Source organism: Streptomyces sp. NPDC101181, from assembly GCF_044767975.1.
In the GTDB taxonomy this organism is placed as follows: Bacteria; Actinomycetota; Actinomycetes; order Streptomycetales; family Streptomycetaceae; genus Streptomyces.
In genome coordinates this window covers 565697-589337 of the sequence record NZ_JBIWOX010000002.1, presented here as the reverse complement: position 1 = coordinate 589337, position 23641 = coordinate 565697, and the positions used below count along the sequence as shown (strand labels likewise).

The 23641-nt window shown below is 73.2% G+C and carries 16 protein-coding genes; 5 read left to right on the top strand and 11 right to left on the bottom strand.

Annotation, left to right across the window (positions count from 1 at the left end):
- Positions 1 to 39: 39 nt before the first annotated feature.
- The 6 genes from ACIRRU_RS06370 to ACIRRU_RS06345 all read right to left on the bottom strand — a co-directional run bounded on the left by ACIRRU_RS06370 (position 40) and on the right by ACIRRU_RS06345 (position 13448).
- On the bottom strand, positions 40 to 1656 hold the full coding sequence (locus ACIRRU_RS06370) for a succinic semialdehyde dehydrogenase (protein ID WP_403676779.1): 1617 nt from the start codon (positions 1654 to 1656) through the stop codon (positions 40 to 42).
- A 173-nt stretch (positions 1657 to 1829) separates the two neighbouring features.
- Positions 1830 to 3440, bottom strand: a complete 1611-nt coding sequence (locus ACIRRU_RS06365; RefSeq protein WP_403676776.1) for a serine/threonine-protein kinase — start codon at positions 3438 to 3440, stop codon at positions 1830 to 1832.
- Between the two features lie 92 nt (positions 3441 to 3532).
- Positions 3533 to 5299, bottom strand: a complete 1767-nt coding sequence (locus ACIRRU_RS06360; protein WP_403676773.1) for a serine/threonine-protein kinase — start codon at positions 5297 to 5299, stop codon at positions 3533 to 3535.
- Between the two features lie 229 nt (positions 5300 to 5528).
- Positions 5529 to 8861 carry a serine/threonine protein kinase gene (locus ACIRRU_RS06355; RefSeq protein ID WP_403676770.1) on the bottom strand — a complete coding sequence of 1111 codons (3333 nt, stop codon included), beginning with the start codon at positions 8859 to 8861 and terminating at the stop codon, positions 5529 to 5531.
- A 181-nt stretch (positions 8862 to 9042) separates the two neighbouring features.
- Positions 9043 to 11304 carry a protein kinase gene (locus tag ACIRRU_RS06350; protein ID WP_403676767.1) on the bottom strand — a complete coding sequence of 754 codons (2262 nt, stop codon included), beginning with the start codon at positions 11302 to 11304 and terminating at the stop codon, positions 9043 to 9045.
- Positions 11305 to 11741: 437 nt separating this feature from the next.
- A complete protein-coding gene (locus ACIRRU_RS06345) occupies positions 11742 to 13448 on the bottom strand; it encodes a glycerol-3-phosphate dehydrogenase/oxidase (RefSeq protein ID WP_403676764.1) in 1707 nt (568 codons plus the stop codon).
- Between the two features lie 242 nt (positions 13449 to 13690).
- Here ACIRRU_RS06345 and ACIRRU_RS06340 point away from each other — a divergent pair, with 242 nt between their 5' ends.
- Together ACIRRU_RS06340 and ACIRRU_RS06335 are read left to right on the top strand one after the other, a co-directional pair.
- Positions 13691 to 14953 carry a nucleotide sugar dehydrogenase gene (locus ACIRRU_RS06340; protein ID WP_403676761.1) on the top strand — a complete coding sequence of 421 codons (1263 nt, stop codon included), beginning with the start codon at positions 13691 to 13693 and terminating at the stop codon, positions 14951 to 14953.
- A gap of 158 nt (positions 14954 to 15111) precedes the next feature.
- The gene (locus ACIRRU_RS06335; protein ID WP_403676758.1) at positions 15112 to 15732 is read left to right on the top strand and encodes a hypothetical protein; all 621 of its coding nucleotides are present in this window, start codon (positions 15112 to 15114) and stop codon (positions 15730 to 15732) included.
- A 73-nt stretch (positions 15733 to 15805) separates the two neighbouring features.
- Here ACIRRU_RS06335 and ACIRRU_RS06330 read toward each other — a convergent pair whose 3' ends face one another.
- The 4 genes from ACIRRU_RS06330 to ACIRRU_RS06315 form a co-directional block, all read right to left on the bottom strand.
- Positions 15806 to 16930 (bottom strand): GuaB3 family IMP dehydrogenase-related protein, encoded by a 1125-nt coding sequence (locus tag ACIRRU_RS06330; RefSeq protein ID WP_363200560.1) that lies wholly within the window; start codon positions 16928 to 16930, stop codon positions 15806 to 15808.
- Between the two features lie 105 nt (positions 16931 to 17035).
- Entirely contained in the window at positions 17036 to 18538 is a 1503-nt protein-coding gene (gene guaB / locus ACIRRU_RS06325; protein ID WP_363200559.1) for an IMP dehydrogenase, read from the bottom strand.
- Positions 18539 to 18677: 139 nt separating this feature from the next.
- Positions 18678 to 19253, bottom strand: a complete 576-nt coding sequence (locus tag ACIRRU_RS06320) for a sigma-70 family RNA polymerase sigma factor (RefSeq protein WP_032782904.1) — start codon at positions 19251 to 19253, stop codon at positions 18678 to 18680.
- 274 nt (positions 19254 to 19527) lie between these two features.
- The gene (locus ACIRRU_RS06315) at positions 19528 to 20139 is read right to left on the bottom strand and encodes a response regulator transcription factor (RefSeq protein WP_003948568.1); all 612 of its coding nucleotides are present in this window, start codon (positions 20137 to 20139) and stop codon (positions 19528 to 19530) included.
- A 451-nt stretch (positions 20140 to 20590) separates the two neighbouring features.
- Between ACIRRU_RS06315 and ACIRRU_RS06310 the strand changes: the two genes are divergently transcribed.
- Positions 20591 to 20923 carry a WhiB family transcriptional regulator gene (locus ACIRRU_RS06310; protein ID WP_363200558.1) on the top strand — a complete coding sequence of 111 codons (333 nt, stop codon included), beginning with the start codon at positions 20591 to 20593 and terminating at the stop codon, positions 20921 to 20923.
- 98 nt (positions 20924 to 21021) lie between these two features.
- Here the strand turns inward: ACIRRU_RS06310 and ACIRRU_RS06305 are convergent, their stop codons facing one another.
- Positions 21022 to 21912 carry a LysR family transcriptional regulator gene (locus ACIRRU_RS06305; RefSeq protein ID WP_403676752.1) on the bottom strand — a complete coding sequence of 297 codons (891 nt, stop codon included), beginning with the start codon at positions 21910 to 21912 and terminating at the stop codon, positions 21022 to 21024.
- An 89-nt stretch (positions 21913 to 22001) separates the two neighbouring features.
- On the opposite strand from ACIRRU_RS06305, the gene ACIRRU_RS06300 reads away from it, so the two are divergent.
- Both ACIRRU_RS06300 and ACIRRU_RS06295 read left to right on the top strand, forming a co-directional pair.
- Positions 22002 to 22670 carry an MOSC domain-containing protein gene (locus tag ACIRRU_RS06300; RefSeq protein ID WP_403676749.1) on the top strand — a complete coding sequence of 223 codons (669 nt, stop codon included), beginning with the start codon at positions 22002 to 22004 and terminating at the stop codon, positions 22668 to 22670.
- A 123-nt stretch (positions 22671 to 22793) separates the two neighbouring features.
- On the top strand, positions 22794 to 23567 hold the full coding sequence (locus tag ACIRRU_RS06295; RefSeq protein ID WP_403676746.1) for an SDR family NAD(P)-dependent oxidoreductase: 774 nt from the start codon (positions 22794 to 22796) through the stop codon (positions 23565 to 23567).
- Positions 23568 to 23641: the final 74 nt, after the last annotated feature.

The window sequence follows — 23641 nt, the reverse complement described above, 5'->3', positions numbered from 1 at the left end:
GGTACGAAAAGGGCTGGGTCACGGCGTCTCGGCGGGCGCTCAGCGCATCCGGAACGCCTTCATCGCCTGGAGGCCGCGGGTCATGAGCGCGGCGTACTTCTCGTCGTCCATGCCCAAGGACGGGGCGAGCGGGAGCAGCCGCTGCTGGGCGACGGTCTGGGCCTCGGTGTACTTGAGGATCCCCTCGGAGCCGTGCCGCCGTCCGAGACCGGAGTCCTTCATGCCGCCCATCGGGGACTGGACGCTGCCGTAGGCGGGGGCGTACCCCTCGTTGATGTTGACGGTGCCGGTGCGCAGCCGGGCGGCGATCCGGTGGCCGCGCCCGGAGTCGGTGGTCCAGACGCTGGAGTTGAGGCCGTAGGGCGTGGCGTTGGCGAGGGCGATCACCTCGTCCTCGTCGGTGAACCGGTAGACGGCGACGACCGGTCCGAAGGTCTCCTCGGTGCAGATGGCCATGGGGGCCTGGACGCCGTCCAGGATGGTCGGCTCGTAGAAGAGCGGGCCGATGTCGGGGCGTGCGACCCCGCCCGCGACGAGGGTGGCGCCCTTCTCGACGGCCTCGGCGACATGCCGGCTGACCGTCTCCAGCTGGCGCTCCCCGACGAGGGAGCCCATGTCGGCGCCGTACGCGAGGGAGCTGCCGAGCCGCATGGCTCTGGTCCGGGTGGCGAAGCGCCGCACGAACTCGTCGGCGACGGACTCGTGGACGTACAGCCGCTCGATGGAGACGCACAGCTGTCCGGCGGAGGAGAAGCAGGCGCGGACCGCGCCCTGGGCCGCCTTCTCCACGTCGGCGTCCTCCAGGACGAGCATGGCGTTCTTGCCGCCCAGCTCCAGGGAGACCCCCACCAGCCGGGAGGCGGCGCCCACGGCCACCTCGCGGCCGGTGCGGGTGGAGCCGGTGAAGGAGACGTAGTCGGCGCGGCTGACGATCTCCGGGCCGACGACCGGGCCCTCGCCCAGCACGACCTGGAAGAGCTCGGGGGGCAGTCCGGCCTCGACGAGCAGGTCACGGGCCCAGAGCGCGGTGAGCGCGGTCTCCGTGTCGGGCTTCATCACGACGGCGTTGCCGGAGACGAACGCGGGCAGCGCGTCGCCCACGGACAGTTCGAGGGGGTAGTTCCAGGGGGCGATCTGGCCGACCACCCCGCGCGGCTGGCGCAGCTCGGTGACCTTGGTCAGGACCGGGACGACGCCGGTGTGCCGCCGGGGCTTGAGGTAGGCGGCGGCCCGGCGGCCGTAGTGGCGGGCGGCGACGGCGACGGCCTGGACCTCCTCGTGGGCGTGCAGGCGGGCCTTGCCGGCCTCCAGCTGGATGAGGTCGAGCACCTCGGACTGGCGGCCGAGGAGCAGGTCGTGGAAGCGGAGCAGGACCGCGGCCCGCTGCCGTACGGGGGTGGCGGCCCAGGCGGGCTGCGCGGCGCGGGCCCGGTCGAAGGCGGTGGCGACGTCCTCGGGCGTGGACTCGGGCAGGTCGGCCAGCTTCTCGCCGGTGAAGGGCGTGTGGTTGGCCGTACGCCCCGATCCGACGACCCCGCGGATCAGCTGGGCGACCACCTCGGGGGTGACCACGTCGGCGGCCGTGCGCACGCCGGCGGGGGCGACCGCCACGGGGTTGGTGCCGAGAGGGGCGTCAGGCGCCTGCGAGTCCGTCATGAGGCCGAGAGTAGGTCCAGCCGGGACCTTTGGGTACCCGTCGGTAACAGTTTTTCACCGGACCCGCCGACGCCGTCCGGTCACCGCCACGATCAAGCCAGTGATCGCTGGCGACATAACCCCTGATCAGTGGCTATGCGGCGGCCCCGGGGCCGACGGGCGTGCCTGCGGAGTCAGGCACCGTCCATCTTCAGACCTGCTGTCACCTCGTCGAAGATCGTGCCCCCGTCCTCTGCCGCCTGCCCCTTCGCGGGCATCCTCACCCGGACGTGCCAGTAGGGGTCGCTCTTCTTCTCGCCGGGGATCAGCAGCTCCCGGAACCGGTAGCGGACCGGTTCGTCGTCGGACGAGGCCCCATAGGGAAAGTAGTCCGTGGTCATCTCGAACGCGGGACGTCCCTGATGGGTGACCTTGCCGTAGGTGACCTCGGCGCCTTCGTCCATCTGCGTGGTGTCGGCCCCTCCCTTCTCGTAGTACCTCTTGCGGGCCTCCGGGTCGGGCCCCGGGCCCTCGCTGTCCTCGTCGACCGTTCGGTACCAGAAGTCGATCTCGAAGACGCCGCTGGGATCCGCGTACCAGACGAGTTCGTTCTCGGCGTCCTCGTCCCGCTTGTAGTCCCCCGGCACGGCTACCTCCGCCGACAGGAGCTCGGTCTCCGTGCGGGTCTTCCACCCCTCGGGCGGCCCGTCGCCCTGGAACGGGTTGACCAGGAGCAGGACGAGCGCCAGCACCACCGCCAGCACTCCGCCGCCGAAGGCGAGCTGAGCGGGGCGGTTGCCGAGAAACACCGGGGGAATCCACCGTCGCCCGCCGGTGTCCGGCCCGGCGCTCCGCGACGGGACCGGCACCGGGGCGGCGATCCGCTGGAGGGCTTGGCGGATCTCGGGCACCGACGGGCGCTGGGCCGGGTCCTTGCGCAGCATCCGCATCACGAGTTCACCGAACGGTCCCGCTCCCCGGGCCGGCGACTGCGGTTCGGCGTGCAGCACGGCCTGGAGGGTGGCCGGGGTGTGCGAGCGGCGGAACGGGGACATCCCCTCGACCGCCGAATACAGCACGACGCCCAGCGACCACAGGTCCGACGCCGGGCCAGGTTCCTGACCCAGCACCCGCTCCGGAGCGATGTACTCGGGCGAGCCGACGAACTCGCCGGTCTCGGTGAGCCGCTGCTCGCCCTCGACGTAGGCGATCCCGAAGTCGGTGAGGACGACCCGGTCGCCCGTGCCGAGCATGATGTTGTCCGGCTTGACGTCCCGGTGCTGGACCTTCTCCGCGTGCGCGGCCGCGAGCGCGTCCAGCACCGGCAGGGCGATCCTGGCCACCTCGCGCGGGTCCAGGGTGCCTCCCTGGAGGCGTTCGCCGAGGGACTGGCCGTGCACCAGTTCCATGACGATCCAGGGCCGCCCGTCCTCGACGACCACGTCGTGGACCGTGACGACCGAGGGGTGGCCGATCCGGGCAGCGGACTGCGCCTCGCGATGCATGCGCCGGTGCACCCCCTCGCGCCCTCGCTCGCCCAGATTCTCCGGCACCCGGGGCTCCTTGACGGCCACCTCGCGGTCGACGACATCGTCGTGAGCCCGCCAGACCGTCCCCATGCCGCCGTGCCCGAGCCGGGAAAGCAGCCGGTAGCGTCCGCCGACGCGCCGTCCGGCCTCCGGGTCCGCGTCCTGGGCCGTCGCGGCGACCGTGGGGGTGGGCACCCGCGCCGGGGGCACGGGTGCGATCGGCGGCCGGAGTTCGTAGCTGGTGGGCTCGTCGGCCCGTCCCCCGTCATCAGTCATGGGGCCATCCTCATCCACATCCGGCGCCCGGCACCACCGGGTTGGCGTCCGGATACCGAGCCGTGACGGGACGAGAACACCCCCGGGGAGGGTCAGTCCGGCGCGCGCCAGCTGCGCAGCATGGTGTCGAACTGTTCGCGGCTGGTCTCCCAGCCCTCCTGCGGGGCCGTCAGATACAGCGCGTACTCTGGGCCGCCCGCGCCGCCGTAGTACATCTGGTCGATGCCGTGCCGGGGTCCCGCGTGGTCCTTGGTCTCGTTCCAGGTGAACTCCCAGCGCGCGCCGGGCCGGTCGCGGTAGGTGTTCCTCTCCAGCTCGATCCGCCGGTAGCCGGGGAGCCGTTCGGAGAGCTGCTCCTCCATGTTCCGCAGGTGCAGGTACGGGTGGTCGAAGTCCGGGTCCGGGTCGACGCTGATCCGTATCCGGTGCGCCCCGCCGTCCGGGGTGTAGTCGATCTGCCCGTCGTTCACCTGCCGGGTCCAGTCCCGCGGCACGACGAGGCTGAAGCCCGCGGGGTCCTCGACCCGGCGCCAGCCGTCGGGTATCTCCGTCGCCCCCTGCCCGGGGCCGCCGGGCGACGGGGAGGCCGAGGACCCGGGGGACGCGGTGCCGCCGGAACCGCCCGAATCGTCGCCGTACTTCATCGCGAGCAGCCCGGCCCCGCCGCCGAGGACCGCGGCGGCTACGACCACGGCGAGGACCGTGCGCCACCGCGACCCAGCGCGCCGCGTCACCGGGGCATGGACGCCGGAGGCGGCGGGCGCGGAGGCGGCGGGCGGGGTGAGGGAACCGTGCGGAGCCAGGGGGCCGGACGGCGTGCCGGAAGCCGAAGTGGAAAAGGCCGATCCGGACTGCCGGGACGCGGAGCCGCCGGGGCCGGTGAGGCCGGACGGCTCCCCGGGACCGCCGGAGCCGGAACGGCCCCCGCGTACGGAGGTGTCGGGGCCGCCCGGGTCCGGCGCCGGGTACCGGGCGTCCTCGGGCAGCCGCTGCGTGGGCACATGGGCCTGCGCGGCGCGGGGCTCGCGGCCCTCCATCGCGTCCAGCAGCAGCTGTTCGGTCTCGGCGGCCGTCGGCCGTTCGGCCGGGTCCTTACGGAGCAGCGCGGTGATGACGGCCCCGAGCGGACCGGCGTTGACCGGCGCGGGCGGCTCATCGGTGACGACGGCCTGCATGGTGGAGATCGGTGAGCCGCGGCGGAACGGGCTGGTCCCCTCGACCGCCGTGTACAGCGTCGCGCCCAGCGACCAGAGGTCGGAGGCCGGGCCCGGGTCGCCGCCGCGGACCCGCTCGGGGGCCAGGTAGTCGATGGAGCCGACCAGTTCACCGGTGCGGGTGATGGTGGAGTCGCCCTCGATCGCGGCGATCCCGAAGTCGGTGAGGAGCACCTGCCCGTCGCGCGCCAGCAGGACGTTGGCCGGTTTCACGTCGCGGTGCAGCACCCCGGCCCCGTGCGCGGCGCGCAGGGCGCTCAGCACGTGCAGGCCGATACGGGCCGCCTCGCGCGGGGCGACCTCGCCGCTCTCCTTGGCCGCGTCGGCGAGCGAGGGCCCGTCGACGTACCGCATGACGATCCAGGGGCGGTGGTCGTACTCGATCACGTCGTGGACCGTGACGACGCCGGGGTGCGTGATGCGGGCGGCGGCCCGCGCCTCCTTCTGGGTCCGGGCGTGCAGGACGAGCCGGTCGGCCTCGGAGACGTACAGTCCGGCGGTCAACTCCTTGACGGCGACCGTGCGGTGCAGGATCTCGTCGTGGGCGCGCCACACCTTGCCCATGCCGCCGCGGCCGATGACCTCGCCCAGCCGGTACCGCCCCGCCAGCACCAGCCCCGCGTCCGCGCCCTGTGTTCGATCCACGTGATGTCCCCGCCCCGTTTCCTCTGCTTGCCAGGTTACGGAGCGGGGCACGGCGGGGATACGGGGGATCGCCCACGAGACCGCACTGTGATGGTTGTCGGCACCGCACAACGGCGGAGGCCACCGATCAGTCTGCTGCCGCCGGACTCGTGCTCCAGCAGGCGTGACGGGCGGTCCGGCCGGTGACGGAGCGTCGGGCAGTGACGGAGCGTCGATCAGTGACGGACCGTCAGGCGTTCACCCGGTACGAGGCGATGGCCTGCTCGTAGATCTCGGTGACCCGGTCGCTGTCGTTGGCCGGGCCGATGACCTGGATCACGTGGTAGCGGCCCTTGACGATCATCGCGAGGTTGCGGGCGTACACCTCGCGGCCACCGCTCTCCAGCCAGGTGAACTGCCCCTCGGCCATGGCCTGTCGGCCCACGTCGACGCGGCGGACCCCGGTGGACGTGGACCAGCTGGAATCCCGGAACGCCTGGAGCTCACGCTCCTTGTCCGCCTGGTAGGCCAGTGGATCGTCGCCCGCCGCCTTCACCGTGTCCCGGCCGGGCACCACGAGCAGGGTGAACCCGTCGCTGCCGTAGCGGATCTGGCGGTCCGCGTTGGCGGGGCTGCGCTGCCAGTCCTTCGGTACGCCGACCTCGAAGCCCTCCGCGTCCTTGCGGAGCGCGTAGCCGGGGGCGAGCGCCGCGGCGGAACGGCTGGTCTGCGGCTGCTGGGACCCGGTGCCGCCGCTCTCCCCCGCCGACGGGGACGGCTGGGGTGCCCCCGAGGCGGCGGGCGGCCCGGACGCGGACCGGCTCGGCGCACCCGACGCGCCGCTCTCCTCGCCGGACTTCGGCAGGAACATCACCGCGTACGCGATGGCGGCGGCCATCAGCAGGAAGATCAGGACGATCAGCAGGCGGCCCAGCCGGCGGGGGGAGGTGCCGTCGTCCCTGCGCGGCGGCTCCCGCAGCACCCGGGGGCCCTTGGGCTCACGCGGGGCGCGGGCCGGGCGGCGGCGGTCCTCCTCCCAGCTCTCCACGGGCCTGCGCACGGACCGCCCGGGCGGCGGCAGCGCTTCCTGCCAGTCCCGCCGCTCGGCGCCGCGCTGCTTCGGCGGCCGCTGCCGCTTGCCCTGGCGGTGCCTGCCCTGCGCCGCGCCCCCGCCGAAACGCCCGCGCCTCCTGCGCACCAGCTCGCCCCGGCGGCGTACGACGGGGAGCCGGGTGGCGTCGGCCGCGGGCAGCGTGACGACGTCCACGCCCGCCTCGGGCTCCGGAGCGGACCGCACCAGCGAGCGCAGCCAGCCCCTCAGCTCCTCGAAGTCCGGGCGCTCGGTCGGGTCCTGACGCAGCAACGACTCGACGACGGGCCGCAGCGGACCGCACTCCTCGGCGAAGGCGGGCGGCTCGCCGCACACCATCTGAACCAGCTCGGCGGCGTTCTCCTCGGGGTAGGGGGCGTGCCCCTGGACGGCCCGGTAGAGCAGCGCGCCGAGCGCCCACAGGTCGGTGGAGGGCCCGATCGGCGGTGCGAGCTGCCAGTTCTCGTAGACCGGCCCTGCCTGTTCCGGGGCCCACCGCTCGGTGACGGGACCGACGACGGCGATCCGGGCCTGGCGCGCCCGTTCGGCGGCGAGGGGGGTGGCGGGGCCCCGGTAGACGATTGGCTCGCCGCCCGCGACGGCCTCCTCCCAGGCCCGGGGCGCGGTCCGGGCCACCGGGAGCGCGGCGGTGCGCCCGACCGGCTTCGGGGCCGGGGCGGGCGGTCCGGGCCGCCGGGAGTCGGCCCGCAGCGCGTCCGCGCCGGAGCCGCCCGCGGGCACGGACCGCCCGGAGCCGGGCCCGTCGTCCCAGGTCCCGGCCAGATGGACTCGGCGGCCGGGCGGCCGGGGCCCCTCTTCGTCGTCCTCGTCGTCCTCGTCGTCGTAGGCGTACGGGTAGGGGGCTTCGGCGGGACGGCTCCAGGGGCCGCCGGTCCGCGGGCCGGGCGCCGCGTCGGGGGCGGTGCCGGTGGCGTCCTGGGCGGACGCCGCGTCGGGGGCGGTGCCGGTGGGTGTGGCCGTGCCGGTGTCCGCACCGGCCGGGGCGTCGGGGGCGTCGGTGCCCGTGCTGCTCGTGCTGCCTGACCCCGCGCCCTCCGCCCCGGGGGCGGGGGGCCGCTTCGTGAGGTCGGCGGGCGCGCGGTCGGCCTGCTGCCGGTCCTCGGTGACCCGGGCGGCCGCGCGCGCCCCCGCCCGGTAGGCGGCGATGGCCCCGGCTCGGGCGGCCCGCAGCTGGGCGGCGCTCCCGGCACCCGGCTCGGCGGGCGGCGGCACGGGGGCGTACGGGACGGCGGGGGCGGCAGGACGCGGAACGATCGCCTGCCCGGCCTCCGGGGCACCGTCCTGCCGGGATCCCGGGGACTCCGGGGTGTTCGAGGTATCCGGGCGTGCGGCGGGCGCTCCGGAGGATTCGTCAGTCCCGTACGGCTCGTAGGAGTCCGGGGACTCACCGCCCTCGTAAGGCTCGTACGACGCCGGGGATTCGTCGCTCTCGTACGGCTCGTAGCTCCCGTACGACGCCTGCGACTCCTGCCGCCCGTCGTACGTCTCCCGTGGCGCGTACGTCTCCTGCCGCTCGGTCAGCTCCCGCGTCTCGTACGGCTCGTGGTCGTGCGGCTCCCACGGGGCCCGCGCGCTGTACGGCCCCTGGGGGTACTGCGGCGCGTAGCCCTGCGGCAGCGGTGGGACGAGCGGTCCGCGCCCGTCGCCGCGGACCTCGTCGGCGCCGACCGGCGGAAGCGCGTAGGCATCGCTGAGGCCCCCGTACCTCGGCGGGGCCGCCTCGACCGCCGGGACACCCCGGGTCGCGGGCCCGACCGTCGGAACGCCCCCCGGCTCGTCGACCGGTTCGCCCGCCAGTTCGTCCACCGGCTCGTCCGCGGGGCCGAACTCCGGACCGGCACCCGGGTCGGATCCTGCTTCGGCGTCGGGTTCGGCGTCGGGCAGCGGGGCGGTAGCGTAACCGCAGAGCGCCTCCTCGGCGGCGCCCGCCGCGAGGCCCGTCAGCATGACGCGGCCGTCGTCGCAGACCAGGACGGTGTGGACGGTGATGTTGCGGTGGGTCCAGCCGTGGGCGTGCAGCACCCGCAGCGCGGTCAGCACGTCGGAGCCGATCTCGGCGGCCCGGTACGGGTTGAGGGGGCGCTCGGCGAGGAGCGCGGACAGCGGTCGGGCAGCGACCAGTTCGCTGACGATCCACAGCGAACCGGCCTCGGCAAACACGTCGAAGACCTGGTCGAGCCGGGGGTGGTCGGGCACCTGGGCCGCCGCCTGCGCGGCCTCGATCGCCCGCCGGACCGCGGGGTCGGTGCTGCGGCGGACGGCCCGCCCCATGGTGCGCCCGGACGCCGGGGACAGTCCGTCGGCGTCCAGCACCTCCGCGTCCACGATCTCCGGCAACGGCACCTGGCGGACCAGGACTTCCTGGCCGCTGTAGGTGTCGAACGCCCGGGTGACGATCAGTTCGTACCCGTCGGACGGGGGCAGCGGCAGGCGGTAGCGGTCGGCGAGCACCCGACCCGCGTAGTCGTCCACGACACCTCCCCAGAGCGCGCTGTCCCCCGGTCATCAGGACCGCACGAATCCGTCAGTTACGGTCATTTGGCGGGCAATTGGCCAACTGTTCCGGCTGCGTACGGTCTCCGACGTCTTACGATACGTGGCAACGCCGATCCACGCGCCGGGTCGCACCAACCTGGCCCGCCCGCTTGCCGTTTCAGCCCGCGGGCTTGAACGTTCCGAACGCGGTCTCCCGCAGCGTCCGGCACCCGTCGTCGTCCCACTCGTCGGCCTTGCAGCTGATCATGATGGAGTAGCCGCGCTGGGCGTCGACCTTGAAGCCGCGGTTCAGCACCTTGACCCGGACGCCGTCGTGGTCGCGCTCGAAGGTCCAGTCGGCGACGGTCGGATAGCCGTTGTACTCGACCTTCTCTATGCCGCCGTGCTGGTAGCCGTCGCTGAGGAGCTTCGCGCTGCCGACGGCCCCGCGCCAGGCGGCGGCGGCGTCGTCCTTGGGCGAGTTGGTGAAGTCGACCTGGACCCGGGGGAAGCCGCCGCGCTCGGCGTTGTAGATGCCGCCGGAGTTGGCGCCCGCTATGGCGGTGCGCTGGAAGTCGTCCGGCATCGCCATGGTGAAGCGGAAGCGGTCGTCGGTGACCTCCGCGTACCCGTCGGGCAACTCGTCGCCGCTGCCGCCCGGATCGCCGGACGCCGGGTCCTCCGGCTCCTTCGACGGATCGCCCGAGGCGTCGCCGGACGGGTCCGCGGAGGCCTGGCCGTCGTCCGAACCCTGGCCCTCCTTCTGGCCGTCGTCCTTCTCGCCGCCCGGCCCGCCGCCCGTGTCGCCGCCCTGCTTGTCGTCGCCGCCCGAGGCTCCGGCCGACGCCGCGGTGCCGTCCTTACCGCCCTTGTCCGTGCTGTCCCCGCCGAGGGCGATCGCGAGGATCGTGCCCAGGATCGCCAGCGCGACGACGGCCGCGATGATGACGAGGGTGCGGCGGGGCACCACGTCGGTGATCGAGGCGCGCGGGGCGGCCGCGCCGGACGGCGGCCGCTGACCGGGCACGGAGGCGTGCGCCGCCGTCGCGGACCGCGAGGCTCCGGCGGGGGCCTTCGCGGTGGCGACGGAGGTCGCGCCGTTCCCGGATCCGTTCGCACCGGCAGCACCGGCCCCGCCGGCCTTCTCCGTCTTCGTCCCGGAGGCCCCGGAGGTACCTGAAACACCCGAGGTGGTCCGGTCCTTCGCCCCCGCGGCACCGGAACCCGCACCGGCGGCGGTCCGGTCCTTCGGCCCGCCCGGGGCGGACGGACCGGGCGGGGAGGCGGGCTTGGGCGGTACGGCGGGCGAACCGGTCGCCGCGGCCGCCGGAGAGCCCGTCGCGGCTGCCGCACCCGCGGCCCCGGCGGCCCCGGCGGCCGGAGCCGCCTTCGCGTTGCGGACGGAGCGCAGGGCTCCGCGCAGCCGGTCGCGCGCGCTCTCGCCGGACTCCCCGGCCGCGGTGGACTGCCTGGGCGGCTTCGGGGCCTTGGCCGCCTTGGCGGGCCTCTTGGCGAGCGGGCCCGCGGGCGGCGTGGGCGGCAGGGACATGAGCTGGGTGGAGTCCACGGGCGCCGGGGCGGGGGTCTCGGGGGCCCTGATCACCTTGTTCAACAGGGCCCGCGCGCCCGCGTCGTCGAGCCGCTGTTCGGGGTCCCGGTCGAGCAGCCCGTAGATGACCTCGGTGAGCGGACCGGCGTTCTTCGGCGGGTCGAGCGGTTCGGTCATCACGGCTGTGAGGGTGGCGATGGCCGAGCCCTTGTCGTACGGCGGGCAGCCCTCGACGCTCGCGTACAGCAGTCCGCCGAGCGACCACAGGTCGGCGGGCGGCCCCGGCTTGTGGCCGCGGGCCCGCTCCGGCGAGATGTACGAGGGGGCGCCGACGAGCATGCCGGTGGAGGTGACCGAGGGGTCGCCCTCGACCTGCGCGATGCCGAAGTCGGTGAGCACGACGCGCCCGTCCTCGGAGATCAGCACGTTGGACGGCTTCACATCGCGGTGGAGGATGCCCTCCCGGTGCGCCGAGCGCAGCACGTCGAGGATGGCCAGCCCGACCTCGGCGGCGCGCTTCGGCGTCAGCGTGCCGTCCTCGCGGATCGCCTCGGCCAGCGACTTGCCCTCGATGAGCTCCATGACGATCCACGGGCGGTCGTCCTCGTCGACCACGTCGTAGACGGTGACCGCGCTGTTGTTGCGGATCCGCGCGATCGCCTTGGCCTCCCGCAGGGTGCGCGTGATCAGCCGACGCTTCTCGTCCTCCTCGATGGCCGACGGGAACCGCAGCTCCTTGACCGCGACGGTACGGCCGAGCGTCTCGTCGTCGGCGCGCCAGACCGTGCCCATGCCGCCCCGGCCGAGCACCTCACCGAGCCGGTAACGCCCCGCGAGAAGACGACCGCCCTTGTCCCCTTGGGGCTCCCGTGCCTGCTCCGCCTCCGACATGCGTCCCCTCTGCGATCAACCCGCCCTGGCAGAGCGTTCATTGTCCCTCACCCCGGGACCGGTCCTGGTGCCGGGTCCGGGGTCCGCCGCGACGCGGCCCGGCAGGGGAAGAACCCTCACCCTGTCGACGCCTGAAGCACCGTCGGCCGTTCCCGGAAGTTCTCGGCGGGTCCTCCGTCCGCCCGTCACCCGTCTGCCCTGTCAACGGCCGTGCGTCTGCCCAGCGAACCACACCGCACCCTCACAGCCTCCTACCAACCCCGCCTCCCCGTCCAGGGCCGCCCGCCCCGGCCCTCGCCCCGGGTCCGGGCGCCCCGGCGCCAACTCCCGCCCCCGGGCCGGGGATGACCGCCCCCGAGACCCGGGATGACCGGACCCGAGACCGGGGGTGACCGCCCCGGGGCCCGGGATGACCGGCCCCCCTCTCACCCGCCCCGTCAGATGGCCACGATGTCCGGCGCACCGAGCCGGGCCGCGTCCGCCGTCAGGTCGTCCGGCTGCCGCTGCGACTCGCGCTCGGCCTCGACCCGCTTCTCGTAGTGCTGGACCTCCCGGTCGACATGGTCCTTGTCCCAGCCGAGCACCGGCGCCATCAGTTCGGCGCAGAGCCGGGCGCTGCGGGTGCCCCGGTCGAAGGTCTCGATGGAGATCCGGGTGCGCCGGGTGAGCACGTCGTCCAGGTGCCGGGCGCCCTCGTGCGAGGCGGCGTAGACGATCTCCGCGCGCAGGTAGTCGTCGGCGGCGGGCAGCGGCTCGCCCAGGGTGGGGTCGGCCAGGATCAGGTCCAGAAGCTCCTCCGCCATGGAGCCGTACCGGTTGAGCAGATGCTCCACCCGGGCGACGTGGAGCCCGGTCCGGCCCGCGATCCGGGCGCGGGCGTTCCACAGGGCTTTGTACCCCTCGGCGCCGAGCAGGGGGATGTCCTCGGTGACGCTGGCGGCGACCCGCTGGTCCAGGCCGTGCACCGCCTCGTCCACCGCGTCCTTGGCCATCACCCGGTACGTCGTGTACTTGCCGCCCGCCACGACGACCAGGCCGGGGGCGGGGTGGGCGACGGTGTGCTCGCGCGACAGCTTGCTGGTGGCGTCCGACTCACCGGCCAGCAGGGGCCGCAGTCCGGCGTAGACGCCCTGGACGTCGTCCCTGGTCAGCGGGGTGTTGAGGACGGAGTTCACGTGCTGGAGGAGGTAGTCGATGTCGGCGCTGGAGGCGGCCGGGTGGGCCTTGTCCAGGTCCCAGTCGGTGTCCGTGGTGCCGATGATCCAGTGCCTGCCCCAGGGGATGACGAAGAGGACGGACTTCTCGGTGCGCAGGATCAGGCCGGTGGAGGAGTGGATGCGGTCCTTGGGAACGACGAGGTGGATGCCCTTGGAGGCCCGGACGTGGAACTGCCCGCGCTCCCCGATGAGCCCCTGGGTGTCGTCGGTCCAGACGCCGGTCGCGTTGACCACCTGCTTGGCCCGGACCTCGTACTCCTCGGCGCTCTCGACGTCCTGCACCCGTGCGCCGACGACCCGCTCGCCCTCGCGGAGGAAGCCGGTCACCCGGGCCCCGTTGGCGACCTGGGCCCCGTAGGAGGCGGCGGTGCGGACCAGCTCGGTGACGAAGCGGGCGTCGTCCATCTGGGCGTCGTAGTACTGCAAGGCGCCGACCAGGGCGTCCTTCTTCAGCGCGGGGGCGACGCGCAGGGCGCGCTTGCGGGAGAGGTGGCGGTGGACGGGCAGGCCCCGGCCGTGGCCCGAGGAGACCGACATGGCGTCGTAGAGCGCGACGCCGGAGCCCGCGTACAGCCGCTCCCACCCCTTGTGCTGCAAGGGGTAGAGGAAGGGGACGGGCTTCACCAGATGCGGGGCGAGCCGCTCCAGCAGGAGTCCGCGCTCCTTCAGCGCCTCCCGGACCAGGGCGAAGTCGAGCATCTCCAGATAGCGCAGCCCGCCGTGGATCAGCTTGCTCGACCTGCTCGACGTGCCCGACGCCCAGTCGCGCGCCTCGACCAGGCCGGTCGCGAGTCCTCTGGTGGCGGCGTCCAGGGCTGTGCCCGCTCCGACCACGCCCGCCCCCACGACCAGCACGTCCAGTTCGCGCTCGGCCATGGCGGCGAGCGCGGCGGTGCGCTCGGCGGGTCCCAGTGTCGCTGTCCTCACTGCTGCCTCCCGGTGGGTCGGGGTGGTCGGACGCGGGAGTGCCACCCGGCCGAGGGGCCGGCCACCCGTGTCCACCCCTCGATTCTGTCCGCGCTCCCCGAGTTCAGCCACCGCCTGTGGACAACACCCGGACGTCGGGAATCACAGAATGCGACATATAGGTCATATTTACGCCTAGTCTGACATAGCACTGTCCACAGCAGTTGCGCTCTTCGCTCTCCGCATTTAGGGGGTCTTCCCGTATGCCCGCGGACCTCGCCGTCATCGGACTCGGTCACCTCGGCCTGCCTCTCGCCCAGGCCGCCGTGGCCGCCGGCATCGACACCATCGGCTACGACCCCGATCCACGCCCCTACGCGGAGCTGAGAGCGGGCCGCAGCCCGGTCGAGGGCACCCTCACCGCGTCCGAGGTCCGCCGGATGCTCTCCGGCGGCTTCCGCCCCACCACCAGCGCCGCCGAGCTGGGCCGGGTCCGTACCGCCGTGATCTGCGCCCCCACCCCCCTCGGCCCCGACCGCACCGTCGACCTCACCGCCCTGCGCGACGCCGCCCGCGCGCTGGCCGCCCGGCTGCGCCCGCACACCACGGTGCTGCTGGAGTCCGCCGTACCGCCCGGCACCACCGAGAACGTCCTGCGCCCCCTGCTCGAAGAGGGCTCCGGGCTCGTCGCCGGACGCGACTTCCACCTCGCCTGCTCCCCCAGCCGGCTCGACCCCGGCAACCGCGGCCACACCTACGCCTCCACCCCCAAGGTCATCGGCGGCCTCACCCCCGCCTGCACCGAGTCGGCCGCCGCCTTCTACGGACGGCTCGCCGACAAGGTCGTCCGGGCCCGGGGGCCGCGCGAGGCGGAGATGACCAAGGTGCTGGAGACCAACTTCCGGCACGTCAACATCGCCCTGGTCAACGAGATGGCGGTGGCCTGCCACGACCTCGGCGTCGATCTGTGGGACGTCATCCGGTGCGCCGAGACCAAGCCCTTCGGCTTCCAGCCCTTCCGCCCCGGGCCCGGCGTCGGCGGCCACGGCGTCCCGGTGGACCCCGGCTGCCTCCCCTACGGCACCCGCACCCCCGGCCCCCCGCTGCGGATGGTCTCGGTGGCGCAGGAGATCAACGAACGGATGCCCAGCTACGTCATCCAGCGCTGCGCCACCCTGCTGAACGAGCACGGAAAATCCGTCCGGGGAGCGCGCGTCCTGCTGCTCGGCGTCACCTACAAGCCGGACACCGCCGACCAGGAGGCCGCCCCCGCCCGGGAGATCGCCACCCGGCTGATGGACATGGGCGCCCAGATCGGCTTCCACGACCCGCACGTCCTGGACTGGCGGGTCCGCGAGCGTCCCGTCCCCCGCGCGGACTCGCTCTACGAGGCGGCCGCCGCGGCCGACCTGACCGTCCTGCTCCAGCAGCACCGCACCTACGACCTCCAGGGCCTCGCGGTCAAGGCCCAGCTGCTCCTGGACACCCGCGGAGCCACCCCGGCGGGCGCCGCGCACCGGCTCTGACCCGGGGCGGACCACACGGTCCGTCTCCGGTGACCGGTTCCGGGGCGTCCTGCTACTGTGCGGCGTCGCAGAGCGCACAGACGTGCGCATCCAGCACAGTCGTACGCAACCGTCCCAAGGACACCGCCGTACGCATCCGTCCCCGGGGGAGTTACACCGTGAGCCATCCCGTGCCACCGTCCGACCAGCCTCAGCAGCCCTACGGCGGCAGGCCTCCGGAAGGCAACCCGTACGCGAACCAGCCGGGGCAGCCCGCCGCCCCGACCGGCAGCCCGTACGGCCAGCCCCCGGCGACCGGCAACCCCTTCGCGGGCCAGGGCCCGCAACCCGGACCGTACGGCGGCGCGCCCTTCGCCCCGGCTCCGCCGCCCGCTCCGGCCCGGAACAACATCGCGCTCGGCGTCCTGGCCGCCCTCGGCGCGGCGCTCGTCGCGGGCGTCCTGTACGGCGTGCTGTCGGGCTCCATCGAGCGCGAGATCGGCTACGCGGCGCTCGGCGTCGGCTTCCTGACCGGCTTCGCGGCGAGCAAGAGCGGTGGCCGGAATCCGGCGATCGTCGCGGCGGCGGCGCTGTTCTCGCTCGGCGCGGTCTACCTCGGGCAGCTCGTCGGCATGTCGATGGTGATGGCGGACGCGGCGGGCGTCCCCTTCTCCGAGGTCTTCTTCGACCACTTCGACACCGTGACGAAGGTCTGGAAGGAGGAGGCCGACTTCATGACGTACCTCTTCCTCGCCCTCGCCCCGATCGCCGCCATCGGCGGTGCCAAGAAGGCGGACTGACGGCCCGTAGGACCATACGGAAGGGCCCGGACCGGCGAACGGTCCGGGCCCTTCCGCGTGCCGTACGGGCGGGTCAGCGGCGGTGCTGGGAGTCCGCCACCGTCACCTCGACGCGCTGGAACTCCTTCAGGTCGCTGTAGCCGGTGGTGGCCATCGCGCGGCGCAGGGCGCCGAAGATGTTCATCGAGCCGTCGGGGGTGTGCGAGGGGCCGGTGAGGACCTCCTCCGTCGTCCCGACCGTGCCGAGGTCGACCAGCTTGCCGCGCGGGACGTCCTCGTGGACCGCCTCCATGCCCCAGTGGCGGCCGCGGCCCGGCGCGTCCGTCGCACGGGCCAGCGGGGAGCCCATCATCACGGCGTCCGCACCGCAGGCGATCGCCTTCGGCAGGTCGCCGGACCAGCCGACGCCGCCGTCGGCGATGACGTGCACGTACCGTCCGCCGGACTCGTCCATGTAGTCGCGGCGGGCCCCGGCCACGTCCGCGACGGCGGTGGCCATCGGGACCTGGATGCCGAAGACGTTGCGCGTGGTGTGCGCCGCGCCGCCGCCGAAACCGACGAGGACCCCGGCCGCGCCGGTCCGCATCAGGTGCAGGGCGGCGGTGTACGTGGCGCAGCCGCCGACGATGACGGGGACGTCCAGCTCGTAGATGAACTGCTTCAGGTTGAGCGGCTCGGCGGCGCCCGAGACGTGCTCGGCGGAGACCGTCGTACCGCGGATGACGAAGATGTCCACGCCCGCGTCGACGACGGCCTTGGAGAACTGGGCGGTGCGCTGCGGGGAGAGCGCGGCGGCGGTGACGACACCGGAGTCGCGCACCTCCTTGATGCGCTGCCCGATCAGCTCCTCCTGGATCGGCGCGGAGTAGATCTCCTGGAGGCGGCGGGTCGCGGCCTCGACCGGCATCCGGGCGACCTCGTCCAGCAGCGGCCGCGGGTCGGCGTGCCGGGTCCACAGCCCTTCCAGGTTGAGGACGCCCAGGCCGCCGAGCTCACCGATCCGGATGGCCTGCTGCGGGGAGACCACGGAGTCCATGGGAGCGGCCAGGAACGGCAGCTCGAAGCGGTAGGCGTCGATCTGCCAGGCGATCGAGACCTCCTTCGGGTCACGGGTGCGGCGGCTCGGCACGACGGCGATGTCGTCGAATGCGTAAGCCCGGCGGCCGCGCTTGCCGCGCCCGATCTCGATCTCAGTCACGATGTGTGGCCTTTCCCTCTACGTCTGCGCTGACCAGTATCCCCGACACACGGCAGGGGCGGCACCGGACCGATCCCGGTGCCGCCCCTCACCTCCGGTGGCGCGTCACTTCCTGCTGTAGTTCGGCGCCTCGACCGTCATCTGGATGTCGTGCGGGTGGCTCTCCTTGAGGCCCGCCGAGGTGATCCGGACGAAGCGGCCGTTGTCCTGGAGCTCGGGAACGGTGCGGCCGCCGACGTAGAACATCGACTGGCGCAGACCGCCGGTGAGCTGGTGGACGACGGCGGAGAGCGGACCCCGGTAGGGGACCTGGCCCTCGATGCCCTCGGGCACCAGCTTCTCGTCGGAGGCGACGCCCTCCTGGAAGTAGCGGTCCTTGGAGAAGGACTTGCGGTCGCCGCGGGTCTGCATCGCGGCGAGCGAGCCCATGCCGCGGTAGGACTTGAACTGCTTGCCGTTGATGAACATCAGCTCGCCCGGGGACTCCTCGCAGCCCGCCAGCAGCGAGCCGAGCATCACCGTGTCCGCGCCCGCCACCAGGGCCTTGGCGATGTCCCCGCTGTACTGGAGGCCGCCGTCGCCGATGACCGGGACCCCGGCCGCCTTGGCGGCGAGGGACGCCTCGTAGATCGCGGTGACCTGCGGGACGCCGATGCCCGCGACGACGCGGGTGGTGCAGATGGAACCGGGGCCGACGCCGACCTTGATGCCGTCGACGCCCGCGTCGATCAAAGCCTGGGCTCCGTCGCGGGTGGCGATGTTGCCGCCGATGACGTCGACCGCGCCGTTGGACTTGATCTTGGCGACCATGTCGCCGACCAGCCGCGAGTGGCCGTGGGCGGTGTCGACGACGATGAAGTCGACGCCCGCCTCGATCAGGGCCTGGGCGCGCTCGTAGGCGTCGCCCGCCACGCCGACCGCGGCGCCGACGATGAGCCGCCCGTCCCGGTCCTTGGCCGCGTTCGGGTACTTCTCGGCCTTGACGAAGTCCTTGACGGTGATGAGGCCCTTGAGGAGTCCGGCCTCGTCCACCAGGGGCAGCTTCTCGATCTTGTGGCGGCGCAGCAGCTCCATGGCGTCCACACCGGAGATGCCGACCTTGCCGGTGACCAGCGGCATCGGCGTCATGACCTCGCGGACCTGGCGCGTACGGTCCGGCTCGAAGGCCATGTCGCGGTTGGTGACGATGCCGAGCAGCTTGCCCGCGGCGTCGGTGACCGGGACCCCGCTGATGCGGAACTTGGCGCAGAGGTCGTTGGCCTCGGCGAGCGTCGCGTCGGGGTGCACCGTGATCGGGTCGGTGACCATGCCGGACTCGGAGCGCTTGACCAGGTCGACCTGGTTGGCCTGGTCGGCGATGGAGAGGTTGCGGTGCAGCACGCCCGCGCCGCCCTGCCGCGCCATGGCGATGGCCATGCGGGACTCGGTGACCTTGTCCATCGCCGCGGAGAGCAGCGGGATGTTCACCTTGACGTTCTTCGAGACGTGCGAGGAGGTGTCGATCTGGTCGGGCGCCATGTCGGACGCGCCCGGCAGGAGCAGCACGTCGTCGTATGTCAGCCCGAGCGTCGCGAATTTCTCGGGCACTCCGTCGACGTTTGCAGTCATGACACCTTCCCCAAATGGCCTTGATCGGTGCGGATGTCCATGCTAACGGCCTCTGCGGGTGTCTCATTCCACGATCAAGATCACTTGGCTGTTCTGTAGCTTCACCCGAAATGATCGGCCGCAGTTCCCGCTCCGGACCCTACTGCTCGGCGAGCGCCCGCAGTCTGCTGAGCGCACGGTGCTGGGCGACCCGGACCGCACCCGGGGACATGCCGAGCATCCGCCCGGTCTCCTCCGCCGTCAGCCCGACCGCCACCCGCAGCACCAGCAGTTCGCGCTGACTCTCGGGGAGGTTGGCGAGCAGCTTCTTGGCCCAGGCGGCGTCGCTGCTGAGCAGGGCGCGCTCCTCGGGGCCGAGGGAGTCGTCGGGCCGCTCCGGCATCTCGTCGGAGGGGACAGCGGTCGAGCCGGGGTGGCGCATCGCGGCGCGCTGGAGGTCTGCGACCTTGTGCCCGGCGATGGCGAACACGAAGGCCTCGAAGGGGCGTCCGGTGTCCCGGTAGCGCGGCAGCGCCATCAGCACGGCGACGCAGACCTCCTGCGCGAGGTCCTCCACGAAGTGGCGGGCGTCACCGGGCAGCCGGTTGAGCCGGGAGCGGCAGTAGCGCAGGGCGAGGGGGTGGACGTGGGCCAGCAGATCGTGGGTGGCCTGCGCGTCTCCGTCGACGGCGCGATGCACCAGGGCACCGATCACCGTGGTTTCGTCATCGCGCATCGAACCATGGTGCCCTGATGCCACCCGGTCCGCTGCACCGCGTCCCGAGTTGTGCACCGAAGCGTTATGAGCGGGTGCGCCGGATGTCATCTCCTGCGCCCTCCCCTTCCGCTCGACCGAATCGTTCCCGAGGAACTCCACGACTCAAGGATGCGTCATCGGCCGGGAAGCGTCACATGGCGCCGCTGGGGGCCGCCCGGATACGGGGTGTGGAGCCGGTGGCCCGGCTCCCCGCCCCCGTCCGCCGGAGCGCGGACGGGCCCTGGGGGTGCCGTCAGCGGACCAGGCCCCAGCGGAATCCGAGGGCCACCGCGTGGGCGCGGTCCGAGGCGCCGAGCTTCTTGAACAGCCGCCGGGCGTGCGTCTTGACGGTGTCCTCGGAGAGGAACAGCTCCCGGCCGATCTCCGCGTTGGAGCGGCCGTGGCTCATGCCTTCGAGCACCTGGATCTCCCGCGCGGTGAGCGTGGGGGCCGCGCCCATCTCGGCGGACCGCAGCCGGCGCGGGGCGAGCCGCCACGTCGGGTCGGCCAGCGCCTGGGTGACGGTGGCCCGCAGCTCGGCGCGGGACGCGTCCTTGTGCAGATAGCCGCGGGCTCCGGCGGCGACCGCGAGCGCGACGCCGTCCAGGTCCTCGGCGACGGTCAGCATGATGATCCGGGCGCCGGGGTCGGCGGAGAGCAGCCGCCGGACGGTCTCCACACCCCCCAGGCCGGGCATGCGTACGTCCATCAGAATCAGATCCGAACGATCGGCACCCCAGCGGCGGAGGACTTCCTCGCCGTTGGCCGCCGTCGTCACCCGCTCGACGCCGGGCACGGTGGCCACCGCGCGACGGAGCGCTTCTCGGGCAAGCGGGGAGTCGTCGCAGACGAGGACGGATGTCATGACCGTCCTCCGCAGCTGATGCGCGTCACCTTGAGCCTCCAGGCTGATACAAGTCGTCACCTGTGCGGTCGACCCCCTCGGACATGTGCCCGAGCTCGTTCTCCGTCAACCGCATCCGCTCTCTTAACGATGGTCACTCGAAAGAGTTACGGGTCGGACCGTCGGGTTCGGCACTCTACGTGAAGGGCCGGATACGGAGGAGAACGGCACGGCTGATTCACCCGTCAACCACTTCTTCACTCCCCTGCGTGCCCTATTTGGCACTATTTCTTCCCTTTCGAGGGTGTCTGTGGCTAGATTCGCAATCAGTCATATTTACATCTACTAGCACCGTAGATGTACGGTCGAGACTCCGGTCACACCGATCACCGACGGTCGATCAGAGAGGGCCGTTGATCCCGACGGTCGAGGACGCCGCTCACGACGCAGCACAGCTCCGAGGGGACAAGCAATGGCAGATTTCTCCCGCCTTCCCGGACCCAACGCAGACCTGTGGGACTGGCAGCTGCTCGCCGCCTGCCGAGGCGTGGACAGTTCCCTGTTCTTCCATCCCGAAGGGGAGCGCGGCGCGGCCCGCAGCGCCCGCGAGACCTCCGCGAAGGAGGTGTGCATGCGGTGTCCGGTACGCGCCGAGTGCGCGGCGCACGCCCTGGCCGTGCGAGAGCCCTACGGGGTGTGGGGCGGCCTGACGGAGGACGAGCGCGAGGAGCTGATGGGCCGGGCCAGGAACCGGCTGATCAGCGCGTCCCCCTCGGGCGCCGCCGGCGGCCCCGGCGGTACCTGACACCCACCCGGCAGCACCGATCGCAGAAACGTTTCTTCAATAACGTCAGCCATCCGGCTCCGGGTCTCCGGCCGACCGGACCGGGCACACGTGTGTGCTCAGCGGGCGGCCGTCCGGGACAGCTGGTCCAGGGTGGCCGCCACCGCCGGGACCCGGGCCAGGTCCGGGAGGGTGAGCGCCACGATCTCCCGCTCGATCGCGGGCTCGACAGCGAGGGTCCTGACCCCCTTGGGGCGGACCGACTCGACGGCCAGCTCCGGCAGCACCGCCACCCCGAGCCCGGCCCCGACCAGGCCCATCACCGCCGGGTAGTCGTCGGTGGCGAAGTCGATGCGCGGGGTGAAGCCGGACTCCTCGCAGACCTCCACGAGCTGACGGCGGCAGCGCGGGCAGCCCGCGATCCACGACTCGTCGGCCAGTTCACCGACGGACACCTCCGGGGCGTCCGTCAGCCGGTGCCCCGCGGGGACCAGGCCGATCAGCCGGTCGGTGAGCAGCGGCCGGACCACCAGGTCGTCCCATTCGCCGCCGGTGGCCCCGTAGCGGAACGCCAGCGCGATGTCGCAGTCGCCCTCGCGCAACAGGTCCACCGAGCGTGGCGGCTCGGCCTCGACCAGGGAGACGCGGGTGCCGGGGTGTTCGGCGCGCAGGGCCGCCAGCGCGCCGGGGACCAGGGTGGAGCTGCCGCTCGGGAAGGAGACCAGGCGGACCCGGCCGGCCCGCAGTCCGGCGATGGCGGCGACCTCCTCCTCGGCGGCGGTCAGCCCCGCGAGGATGCCGGAGGCGTGCCGGACCAGCGCCTCGCCCGCCTGGGTCAGGCGCATCTCGCGCCCGGTGCGGATCAGCAGCGTGGTGCCCGCCGAGGACTCCAGGGCCTTCATCTGCTGGCTGACCGCGGGCTGGGTGCAGCCCAGTTCACGGGCGGCGGCGGAGAACGAGCCGGTGGCGGCGACGGCGCGCAGGACACGGAGGTGGCGGGCTTCGATCACCCCACCACCATAAGAGGTTCTTGGGTGCGGGGCGAATTAATGATCAGGTTCTTTGAGTAAAGGGGCGTCGGAGCCGTTAGCGTGACCGTATGAAGCTGCTGACCGTGAACACCGGGCTCCCCCGTCCCTCCGCGCACACCGACGGCCCCGGCGGCCTCACCGGGATCGACAAGCGACCGGCGCCGGGCCCCGTCGAGGTCCGCGACCCCGGCCCCAAGGGCACCGGCGGCAGCGGGGTCGCCGGGGACGCGGTGTGCGACCTGCGCCACCACGGCGGCAGCGACCAGGCGGTCTACGCCTTCGCCCGGGAGGAGCTGGACGCCTGGGAGCGGGAGCTGGGCGGCCGGACGCTGGCCAACGGCTCGTTCGGCGAGAACTTCACCACCCAGGGCCTCGACGTGAGCAACGCCCGGATAGGCGAACGCTGGCAGGTGGGCGGGGAGCTGGTGCTGGAGGTGACCTCGGGCCGCGTCCCGTGCCGGACGTTCGCCGGTCACCTCGGGGAGAAGGGGTGGGTCCGCCGGTTCACGCAGGAAGCCGTGACCGGCGCCTATCTGCGCGTCATCCGGCCGGGCGTGGTCCGCTCCGGGGACCCGATCGAGATCGTGCACCGGCCGGACCACGAGGTCACGGCGGCCCTCCAGTTCCGGGCCGTGACGACCGAGCGGACGCTGCTGCCCGCGCTGCTGGCCGCCGGGGAGGCGCTGCACCCCGAGGCGCTGCGCAAGGCCCGGGAGTACACGGCCGCCCAGGGGTGACGCCCCGGCGCCGCCTGCGTCGCTCCCCCGCCCGCGGCAGCCCCGGCGCGCCGCGGGTCACCGGGGGGACGAGGCGGCGGGCGGGTGGGCCGCCGGAACGTCCGGGGCACTAACGTGCCGCGTATGACGACTGCACTGATCACGGGCGCGACGGCGGGTATCGGGGCCGCGTTCGCGCGGCGGCTCGCGGCCCAGGGGCACAACCTGGTGCTGGTGGCGCGGGACACCGCGCGGCTGCGCGAGCAGGCCACCGAACTGCACGACCGGCACGGCATCGAGGCCGAGGTGCTCTCCGCCGACCTGTCCACGGACAGCGGGATCGAGGCGGTCGTGAAGCGGCTCGGAGACCGCAGACACCCGGTCGACCTGCTGGTCAACAACGCCGGATTCGGCAACAAGGGGCGCTTCCTGGAGGTGTCCATGGCCGATGAGCTGACGATGCTGAAGGTGCACTGCGAGGCCGTGCTCCGGCTGACCGCCGCGGCCGTCACGGGGATGAGGGAGCGCGGCCGGGGCGGGGTGATCAACGTGGCGTCCGTCGCGGCGTTCGTGCCGCGCGGTACGTACGGGGCGTCCAAGGCGTGGGTCGTGCAGTTCACCCACGGCGTGGCGAAGGACCTGGACGGGTCGGGGGTGCGGCTGATGGCGCTGTGCCCCGGGTTCGTGCGGACGGAGTTCCACGAGCGGGCCGGGATGGGCACGGACAACATCCCGGGCTGGATGTGGCTGGACGCGGACAAGCTGGTGACGTCGGCGCTGGCGGACCTGGCCCGGGGCAAGGCGGTGTCGATCCCGGACCCGCGCTACAAGGCGCTGATGGGGCTGGCGAAGGTGACCCCGCGCAGACTGCTGGGCGGGGTCACCTCGCGTACGGGGCGCGCGTACGGCCCCCGGTAGACCTGCCCGGGTCGCTGACACGCGCCGAGGCCCGGTGCCCCCGCGACGGGGGCACCGGGCCTCGGGCGTTCCGA

Excerpts from the sequence above, each read along its gene's own strand:
- ACIRRU_RS06370 (WP_403676779.1), bottom strand. The coding sequence starts at position 1,656 with ATGACGGACTCGCAGGCGCCTGACGCCCCTCTCGGCACCAACCCCGTG.
- ACIRRU_RS06365 (WP_403676776.1), bottom strand. The coding sequence starts at position 3,440 with ATGACTGATGACGGGGGACGGGCCGACGAGCCCACCAGCTACGAACTC.
- ACIRRU_RS06350 (WP_403676767.1), bottom strand. The coding sequence starts at position 11,304 with ATGTCGGAGGCGGAGCAGGCACGGGAGCCCCAAGGGGACAAGGGCGGT.
- ACIRRU_RS06340 (WP_403676761.1), top strand. The coding sequence starts at position 13,691 with ATGCCCGCGGACCTCGCCGTCATCGGACTCGGTCACCTCGGCCTGCCT.
- guaB (WP_363200559.1), bottom strand. The coding sequence starts at position 18,538 with ATGACTGCAAACGTCGACGGAGTGCCCGAGAAATTCGCGACGCTCGGG.
- ACIRRU_RS06320 (WP_032782904.1), bottom strand. The coding sequence starts at position 19,253 with ATGCGCGATGACGAAACCACGGTGATCGGTGCCCTGGTGCATCGCGCC.
- ACIRRU_RS06315 (WP_003948568.1), bottom strand. The coding sequence starts at position 20,139 with ATGACATCCGTCCTCGTCTGCGACGACTCCCCGCTTGCCCGAGAAGCG.
- ACIRRU_RS06310 (WP_363200558.1), top strand. The coding sequence starts at position 20,591 with ATGGCAGATTTCTCCCGCCTTCCCGGACCCAACGCAGACCTGTGGGAC.
- ACIRRU_RS06300 (WP_403676749.1), top strand. The coding sequence starts at position 22,002 with ATGAAGCTGCTGACCGTGAACACCGGGCTCCCCCGTCCCTCCGCGCAC.
- ACIRRU_RS06295 (WP_403676746.1), top strand. The coding sequence starts at position 22,794 with ATGACGACTGCACTGATCACGGGCGCGACGGCGGGTATCGGGGCCGCG.